The 8,829-nt window shown below is 70.6% G+C and carries 8 protein-coding genes; 4 read left to right on the top strand and 4 right to left on the bottom strand.

Annotation, left to right across the window (positions count from 1 at the left end; all coding sequences use genetic code 11):
* From VIB55_RS18470 to VIB55_RS18485, 4 genes are all read right to left on the bottom strand, one after another.
* A partial coding sequence (locus tag VIB55_RS18470) for a tetratricopeptide repeat protein (RefSeq protein ID WP_331878145.1) occupies window positions 1-981 on the bottom strand: 981 nt, incomplete at its 3' end.
* 118 nt (window positions 982-1,099) lie between these two features.
* Window positions 1,100-1,744 (bottom strand): DUF4331 family protein, encoded by a 645-nt coding sequence (locus VIB55_RS18475; protein ID WP_331878146.1) that lies wholly within the window; start codon window positions 1,742-1,744, stop codon window positions 1,100-1,102.
* Between the two features lie 65 nt (window positions 1,745-1,809).
* Window positions 1,810-2,583: a DUF4331 family protein gene (locus tag VIB55_RS18480; protein ID WP_331878147.1), complete on the bottom strand. Its 774-nt coding sequence runs from the start codon at window positions 2,581-2,583 to the stop codon at window positions 1,810-1,812.
* 98 nt (window positions 2,584-2,681) lie between these two features.
* Entirely contained in the window at window positions 2,682-3,887 is a 1,206-nt protein-coding gene (locus VIB55_RS18485) for a hypothetical protein (RefSeq protein WP_331878148.1), read from the bottom strand.
* Window positions 3,888-4,322: 435 nt separating this feature from the next.
* Here VIB55_RS18485 and VIB55_RS18490 point away from each other — a divergent pair, with 435 nt between their 5' ends.
* From VIB55_RS18490 to fadJ, 4 genes are all read left to right on the top strand, one after another.
* Complete coding sequence (locus VIB55_RS18490; protein ID WP_331878149.1) at window positions 4,323-4,601, top strand: hypothetical protein; 279 nt, start codon at window positions 4,323-4,325, stop codon at window positions 4,599-4,601.
* Window positions 4,523-4,969 carry an HAD-IA family hydrolase gene (locus tag VIB55_RS18495; RefSeq protein ID WP_331878150.1) on the top strand — a complete coding sequence of 149 codons (447 nt, stop codon included), beginning with the start codon at window positions 4,523-4,525 and terminating at the stop codon, window positions 4,967-4,969. The genes VIB55_RS18490 and VIB55_RS18495 overlap by 79 nt, the downstream gene beginning before the upstream one ends.
* A 136-nt stretch (window positions 4,970-5,105) precedes the next feature.
* Window positions 5,106-5,888: a glucose 1-dehydrogenase gene (locus tag VIB55_RS18500; protein ID WP_331878151.1), complete on the top strand. Its 783-nt coding sequence runs from the start codon at window positions 5,106-5,108 to the stop codon at window positions 5,886-5,888.
* Window positions 5,889-6,473: 585 nt separating this feature from the next.
* Window positions 6,474-8,642 (top strand): fatty acid oxidation complex subunit alpha FadJ, encoded by a 2,169-nt coding sequence (gene fadJ, locus VIB55_RS18505; RefSeq protein ID WP_331878152.1) that lies wholly within the window; start codon window positions 6,474-6,476, stop codon window positions 8,640-8,642.
* The last annotated feature ends 187 nt before the right edge of the window (window positions 8,643-8,829 follow it).

Raw genomic sequence — 8,829 nt, forward strand, 5'->3', positions numbered from 1 at the left:
CGCGGTCTGCCCCTGCACGGCCACCTTCATGGCCCCGGCGTACTCGTCGGCCCGCTCGCGGTCGCCCAGCAGCGCGTACGCTTCGCTGACGATTCCCAGGGTGGCCGGGTCCAGCACGGTCGCCGTCGCCTGCTCGCCCAGCTCGGCCGCCTTCGCGTACCGGCCGCGCGCCAGCTCCAGCCGCGCCAGGGCCGAAAGCAGCCGGTAGTCGCCGGGGGCAATCACCAGCCCGGAGCGGAAGGCGCTCTCGGCCGCGTTCACCTCGCCCGCGCGAAGCTCCACGTCGCCCAGGCGCAGGTAGTACCAGGCCACCTGCTCGCCCGTGAAGTCGGTGCGGTACAGCGCCTGGCGCAGCGAGGCGGCGAAGATGGCGCGCGCCTCGTCCGGGCGGCCGTGCAGCTCGGCCCAGCGGGCCAGGCGCGGGGCCACGGCCAGGTTGTCGGCGTGCTGGCGGATGGTGCCGAAGGTGACCTCGGCCGCCGCGTAGTCGCCCACCTCCCTCTGCAGCTCGCCCAGCAGCGCGCGATGCGCCGGGTCTTCGGGCCAGATGCGCACCAGCTCGCGGGCGATCGTCATCGCCTCGGCGAAGCGGTGCTGCGCCAGCAGGCTGGCGGCAAGCTGCCGGAAGGCCTTGGCGTTGGAGCGGCTGCGCAGCTTCAGCGACGCGCGGGCTAGCGCCTCGGCCTTCAGCACGTCGCCGAACTCGCCCGTTTCGCGCGAGCGCTGCAGGTACAGCCCGGCCAGGTTGGCCTGGTCGGATGCGCTCCGCGGGTCGGCTTCCAGGCGCAGGTTGTAGAACGCCATCGCCTTCTCGGTCTCCGCCGCCTGCGCCTCGGCCGACGGGTACAGCCCGGCCAGCGACTCGGCCGCCATCGCGTCGCGCGGCGCGGCCTTGCCGCCCAGGGCGGCGCCGACCGCGGCGAAAGCGCCGAGCGCCAGGACGGCGGCGGCGACGGGCGAGAGACCGGGCTTCATGGGCATCGTGCGCATCCTTCTCTTCAGCAAAAGCGGCTCTTCAGAACCTGTCCAGCGTAGCCGGCGGGTGCCGGCCGGCGCGGGCCCCGCCGGAGGACGGGACCCGCGCCGTTCCATCACCCGGTCAGTTGGGCGCCGCGACGTACGGGAAGGCGTCGGGGTCCGTCTGGTTGTCGGGAACGTTGTCGGTGCTCAGGCCCGGGCTGACGTTGTTCGTGTTGCCCAGCGCCGTGCCGAAGATCACCATGAGGCCCTTGTCGACCGCGTCGTCGTTGTCGAGCTTGCGGCCTCCGTAGCCCGTGTTGTTGGGCGCCAGCGCATGGGTCAGCCACCCCACCAGCGCCGAGGCGTCGGTGTTGGCCGCCGTCACGCCGGCCGCGCGGTTGGGGAACACCGCCAGCATGTCGGGGGTCAGCGCCGCCGCGACAGCCGTCGCGTAGGCCGCGTCGCGCCCGGCGACGCCGGTGACGAAGCGCTGGATGTCGTCACGGAAGTTGGCGACGTCCGTGATGGGGTTGGTGGTGTTGAAGAAGTCGTGCTCACGCTTCTCCACGAACACCTCGCTCACCAGGGGGTTGCCCAGGCGCTCGATCTGGTCGAACACCAGGCTGGTGTTGCCCACGCGAACCGTGTCGCGGATGGTCACGGTGACCGTGTCCTTCTTCTGCACCTCGACGATCGTGCGCGTCGCATCGTCGCTGCAGGCGCCGGCGCTCAGGGCCGCCACCAGGGCGAGCGCCAGGGCGCCCGCCGTTTTCATCTTCCACATCGTAAAACTCCTCGCGTGTTGGTGATCTCGTCAGCCGGCCGCGTGCGTGGCCGGCCGCATTTCCGTCAGCGGCCGATGGTGGCCCAGATACCCAGCTTGGCGTCGTTCCCCGTGGCCGCGCCCAGCATCGACTCGGGCATTTCCACCACGATCGACAGGGTGTTGGCGCCCAGGAGCAGGTCCTTGGGCTGGCAGGTGGTGTCGAACGGCGCGGCGGGGCCGCAGAAGGCCGTCGGGTTCTTGTTGTCCGTCGCCACTTCGGTCAGGAAGGTGGCGGGGCGGCGGTCCGGCACGATCTGCAGGAACTGCTCGAGATCGATGTAGAAGGGGTCGTTGCGCGGCCCGGCGAACACCGTCATGCCGTTGGCCGTGGTGAACGTGGCGTTGTAGGCGTTGTTCGCCGAAACGGGCCCGGCCACCGGGCGGTTCCGCATTCCCTGCGTGTCGACGTTGTTGGGCGCCGCGGGCCCGAGCACGTTCACGCGGGCGCTTCCGTCGCTCATCTCGTCGAACAGGAACTGCAGCACCAGGTCTTCGCGGGCGTCGCCGTTGTTGTCGATCTTGAACTGGTACAGCGCGTTGGGGTCGAACCGCGTGATGCTGCGGCCCAGCGCGTTGATGGGCGAGGCCACGTCCATCACCAGCACGATCCGGTTGTCGGCGCTGCCGGGGAACACGTACACGTCGTTGATGTCGAGCTGCGGGCTCAGTTCCACCTCGGCGGTGTCGACGTGGTCGGAGCTGGTGCCTTCGCGGGCCATCAGGGCCACGCCCGCCAGAGCGGCGGCGGTCAGTACGGCGGCCGCACCCAGTCGGCCCCGCGTTTTCGCCAGTGTCATCGTTTCCTCCCTGCAAGTGGATGGAGCACTGCGCCGTGTGGCGCCTCTCCGGTGGTGCCCCCCGCGGCACCCGCCGCGGGGGTTGAAATTCCGTCCCGTCAGTCGCCGCGAACGGCGCCGGCCTTGACTTCCGTCTGGTAGGGCTGGAACTCGCATCCCGACCGAACCGGCACGTACAGCACCTCGGGGGTGCCGGCGGCTCCGGTCTCGGCGAACACGCTCACGCCCTGGAACTCGCCCACTCGCGACACTTCGTTGACGCCGAGCACGCGGGGCAGCCCGTACTTCACGTAACGGCGGCCCATCATGGTCACCGGCTCGTTGTTGATGAACCAGGTGGCACCCGCGGCGTAGCCCGTCATGCCGGGCTGCATTCCGCCCGCCCAGGTCGTGTCGCCCGTCTGCGTGTTGTACTGCGCCGTCACGTTGCGCAGCGCGCCGTTCTCCACCACGCACACCTGGATTTCGCGCATGGGGTTCATGGCCGGCGGCGGCGGTGGCGGCGGCGCAACCTCCACCGGCGGCGGCGGCAGTACCACCGGCGCCGGCGGGGGAAGCAGGTTGCCGAACATGGCCTTCAGCCCCAGCACCAGGCGCCCGGTGACGGCGGTGCGGTCGTCGGCGACGCGCACGCGCTGGCCGGTGCGGGCCGTAACGGGCCCCACCCAGTCGTCACCCACGTGCACCGGCGAATCGTAGACGTGCACGCCGGCCTCGGTGAACAGCGACACGGGGCCCAGGGGAATCAGGTCGAAGCCGATTCCGCCGTTGCCCTGGCCCACCGTGGCGTACTTGGGCCGCAGCGGAAGGCACGCGGCCAGCGCCTGCTCGGTCGGCTCGCACGCCGTGCGGTCGGTGCCCGCGACGTCGGCGGTCAGCCCGCCGCCGCCCACGAACGCGTACATTCCCGACAGCAGCCGCGAACCGCTCATCACGAAGGGACGCATCGTGAGGTTCAGGTCGTACACGTAGCTGTTGACAATGAAGTTGCTGCTTTCGCCGACGCCCTCGAACGCACCGTCCGACCGCGGCGGCTGCATGGGCAGGTAGGCACCATGCGCCCGCAGGCCCAGCTGCGGCGTGAACCAGAAGTTGGCGATGGCCCCGAAGGCACCGCCGAACCCGGGAGCGAAGCTCTCCTCGTCGTCGTTCTCGACCGGCGCGACGGTGGCGTTCAGCGTCACCGTCCGGCTGTCGAACCACGCGCTGGTCAGCGACCCGCCCGCGTACACCCCGAGATCGAAGCGGCTGACCTGCCGCCCCATCATCATCTCGTCCTGCGCCTGGGCCGCCGTGCTGGTCATCGCGCAGCACGCGACTCCCAGGGCAAGCCGTGGTAGCAATCGTTTCATCTAGACCCTTTTCCTCCCCGTCCGAGTGGATTGAAAACCTGTCCGCCGGGGCGGAGAGGTGGTGGTGCGCCTGCCCAGCCCCTCTTGAGGGCGGCTGCCTTCCCGATCCTCCCCCATCCGACTCGCCAGGAGGGCACGCCAAACCGGTGGCGGAACCCCCATGCATTTACCGGACCAAGGTTATACAAACATTCTACAATAATGGACGCACGATTTCGACGGTCCTGGCGCGGGTGCCGAAACCGTGCGTTCAACCTCGTTCTCGTCTTCGCGGGGCCCACCTTCGCGCCCCCCTCACAAAGGCATACGACCGGGTCGGGCCGAACGGATCTGCGGCGCGTCACTCCCCTGCTCGCGGCGAGGCGGAAAAGGGCGTATGATCCGCGGATGGATGCCGTGATCTTCGACATGGACGGGGTGATCTCCGACACCCAGCGCCTTCACTCCGAGGTGGAGTCCGAGCTGCTGCGCGGGTGGGGGATCGAGATCGACCCCGACGACCTGACGCGCCGGTACGCTGGCATTGCCGACCGCGATTTTCTTCCCGCGGTGCTCGGCCGGGCGGTGGACGCCGCGGAATTCGCCCGGTGGACGCGGGACAAGTGGGGCCGGATGGCGGAGCGCGCCCCGGGGCGGATCGTGCCGATGGACGGGCGCTCGAGCTGATCGCCCTGCTCGGCGCGCGCGGCGTGCCCATCGCGGTCGCCTCCAGCTCGCCGATGTCGTTCATCGACCAGGTGCTTTCCGAACTCGGCGTGAGCGATGCCTTCGCCGCGCGGGCGACGGGGGAGGAGGTGCCGCGCGGAAAGCCGGCGCCGGACGTGTTCCTGCTCGCGGCCCGCCGGCTGGGCGTGGCGCCGGAGCGCTGCACGGTCATCGAGGATGCAGTGGCGGGGATGACCGCGGCGCGCGCGGCGGGAATGCGCTGCGTGGCCCTGCTGCACGACCCCACGCGCCCCCTTCCCGCCGACCTCGCCGTTCGCTCCCTGCGCGAGGCCGTCACCGATCCCGAGCGGATCCTGGGGCTGGGGTGAGATCCGCGGCGACGTGCGTCCCACGCGGATGAGCGTCGCTCACAATTCCTAGCATTTGCGCGGGTTTTCGCGCCGCTTAGATTGTCCATCGCGGCTCAGCTGACGGACGGAATCCACCCGGGACGCGGGGACCGGAATGCGCGGCGTACGCGAGCTGTTCGACCTGACGGGGCGCGTGGCGCTGGTCACCGGCGGCGGGCGCGGGCTGGGCGAGCAGATTGCACGCGGGCTGGCGCAGGCGGGCGCCGCGGTGGCGCTGGGGTCGCGCAAGCGCGACGCGTGCGGGGAGGTGGCGGGCGAACTGGCGGGGGAGTACGGCGCGCGGACGCTGGCGCTGCGGCTGGACGTGTCGTCCGAGGACGAGGTGCGCGCCGCGTTCGAGCAGGCGGAGGCGGAGCTAGGGCCCGTGGACCTGCTGGTGAACAACGCCGGCACCTCGTGGGGCGCGCCCGCCGCGGAGATGACGGTGGACGCGTGGCGCAAGGTGATGGAGGTGAACGCCACCGGCACCTTCCTCTGCTCGCGCGAGCTGGGGCGCCGCCTGATCGCCCGGGGCGCGCCCGGAGCCATCCTGAACGTGGCGTCCATCGCGGGGATGAAGGGAAGCCCGCCGGAGATCATGGACGCTGCGGGATACAGCGCGTCGAAGGGGGCGGTGATCGCGCTGACGCGCGACCTGGCGGTGAAGTGGGCGCGCCACCGCATCCGGGTGAACGCGGTAGCCCCGGGCTTCTTTCCCACCAAGATGACCGAGCACGTGCTGGCCCACGCTGAAAAGGCCCTGTCGCGCCTGGTGCCGCTGGGCCGCGTGGGTGGAGACGACGAGCTGCTGGGCGCGGCGCTCTTCCTGCTCTCTCCCGCGGCGAGCTACGTCACGGGCCAGGTGCTGGCGGTGGACGGCGGCATGTCGGCGATGTAGGCCGGCGGAGAGGGCCTGCACGGGCGAATGAATTCGCTGCAACGACCACACGAAGTCTGCCTTCGCAGACTGGCTTGCCGTGGCGCGAGTTCGGCCGTGTGGCGCGACGTTGAGATGATGCAGTTCTCCCCTTCTCCCGCTTGCGGGAGAGGGGGCCGGGGGGAGAGGGCAGCCGGGGACTGCGCCGGAGTCATCGAAGCGCACCCCGGCCAGCCACCGTCGCCAGCCGGTACATCGGCAGCAGTGGATGCGCACGAAACTGGCTCCCTTCCCCCGCGCAGTTTGCGGGGGAAGGGTTGGGGATGGGGGGCGCCGCGGCATGCGCCGCACCCAGTCGCCCCAGAACCAAAGTTCTCCCCTCTCCTCTCCGCACAGCAGTACCGTGCGGGGAGGGGCCGGGGAGGGGCCCCGGTGGGGGGGCGCGTTCCAGGAACTGATGCACGCTGCCGCGCCCAGGCTGAGAAGTGCCCCAGGCTGGATCGTTCGGCGCGCGTGGTCTGAGGTGCGGGCCGGTTCGGTGCGCCTGCGCCTCAGGATGACAGATTATGGGGTGGGACCCAAACGAACAAACCAGGAGCCGGTGAGATGGCGACCATGCTGGACGAACCGACGCAGACCGCTTCCGCCGTGCGGATGGACATCACCGACGGCCTGGCCGTGATCCGCCTGAACGATCCCAGCCGCCCCGTCAACGTCATCTCCGCCGGCCTGCTCGCCGAAATGACGGCGATCCTGGAGCGGCTGGAAGACGGCGAAGCCGGGGTGCGCGCCGCCGTCATCATCTCCGAAAAGAAGGGCACCTGGATCGCCGGCGCCGACATCGAGGAGTTCAAGCACTTCAACACCCCCGCCGACGCCGAGGCCGCCAGCCGCGCCGGCCAGGAAATGCTCAACCGGCTGGAGCGCCTGCACATTCCCGTGGTCGCCGCCATCGACGGGGCGGCGCTCGGCGGCGGGCTGGAAACGGCGCTGGCCTGCTCGTACCGCATCGCCACCGACAGCCCCAAGACCAAGCTCGGCCTTCCCGAGGTGCAGCTGGGCATCATCCCCGGCGCGGGAGGCACGCAGCGCCTTCCCCGACTGATCGGGCTTCGCGCCGCACTGGACCTGATGCTCACGGGCAAGCAGCTCGACGGGCGGCGCGCCATGAAGACGGGCATCGTCGACGAGGTGGTTCCCGCGCCCGTGCTGCTGAGCGTGGCCAGCCGCGTGGCGCTGGAGCTCGCGGACCGCACGCGCAAGGCGAAGGCCGGCCGCGCCACGGGCTCGCCCGAGCGGCTGGAGAACCTGCTCCCCATGCGCCGGCTGATCTTCAGCAAGGCGCGGCAGGGGGTGATGGACAAGACCAAGGGACTCTATCCCGCGCCGCTGCGCCTGCTCCGCGTGGTGGAGCGGGGGATCGACAAGCCCATCGAGCAGGGCTTCGCGCTGGAGGCGCAGGCGTTCGGCGAGCTGGCGGTGACGCCCGAGGCCCGCTCGCTGGTGCACGTCTTCTTCACCAGCACCGCGGCCAAGAACGACCCCGGCCTGCAGACGGATGCCAAGGCGAAGAACGTGGACCAGATCGCCGTCGTGGGCGCGGGGTTCATGGGCGCGGGGATCGCCGCGGCCTCGGCCGAGTCGGGGATCCGCGTGCGGCTGAAGGACGTGAAGCTCGAGGCCGCGGCCAAGGGGCTCAAGACCGCGCGGCAGAGCCTGAAGAAGCGCGCCGAGCGCAAGCGGATGAAGAAGTACGAAGTCACTAAGCTGCTCGACCGCGTGCAGCCCACGACGGAGTACACGGGCTTCTCCGCGTCGGACGTGATCGTGGAGGCCGTGTTCGAGGACCTGGATCTGAAGCACCGCGTGATCCGCGAGATCGAGGCGGCCACGCGCGAGGGCATCGTCCTGGGCTCCAACACCTCCACCATCCCCATCGCCCGCCTGGCCGAAGCGGCATCGCGCCCGGACCACGTGATCGGCCTGCACTTCTTTTCCCCGGTGGAAAAGATGCCGCTGGTGGAGATCATCACCCACGCCGGCACGGCGGACTGGGTGACGGCCACCGCGCACGCATACGCCAAGAAGATCGGCAAGACGCCCATCGTGGTGAACGACGCTCCCGGCTTCTACGTCAACCGCATCCTGTCGCCCTACATGGCCGAAACCGCGCTCCTGCTGCAGGAGGGGGTGCGGATGGAGGAGCTGGACGAGGCGATGACGGAGTGGGGCTTTCCCGTGGGCCCGGTGACGCTGTACGACGAGGTGGGGCTGGACGTGGCGCAAAAGGCGGGAAAGATCATGGCCGCCGCCTTCGCCAGCCGGATGACGCCCAGCGACCTGATCGACCGCATGGTGGCCGACGGGCGGCTGGGGCGGAAGAACGCCAAGGGCTTCTACCGCTATGATGGGGACGGGAAGAAGGGCGGCCCCGACGAGAGCGCCTACGCGGTGTTCGGCAGCCCGGCGAAGAAGACGATGGCGGCGGAGGAGATCCAGGAGCGGCTGGGCCTGGCGATGATCAACGAGGCCGTGCGCACGTTGGAGGAAGGCGTGCTGCGCAGCGCCCGTGATGGCGACGTGGGCGCGGTGTTCGGCATTGGCTTCCCGCCGTTCCGCGGCGGGCCGTTCTGGTTCGTCGACACCACGGGCGCGGCCGAGGTGCTGCGCCGGCTGCGTGCGCTGGAGCAGCGCTTCGGCGGGCGGTTCGCGCCCGCGCGGATGCTGGAGGAAATGGCGGCGGACGGGCGGCGCTTCTTTCCCGAGGGCGCCTGAGCGCGGCAGCCCCGGCCCCGGCGCGCGAGGTGGCGCCGGGGGTCCACCGCCTTTCCGTCCCGCTCCCCTTTCCCCCCAGCGAGGTGGCTGCGTGGGTGATCGAGGGCGATGACGGGCACGTGCTGGTGGACACGGGCATCGATACGCCCCCCGCCCGCGACGCGCTGCACGCGGGCGCCGAGCAGAT

The organism is Longimicrobium sp., assembly GCF_036554565.1.
GTDB lineage: Bacteria > Gemmatimonadota > Gemmatimonadetes > Longimicrobiales > Longimicrobiaceae > Longimicrobium.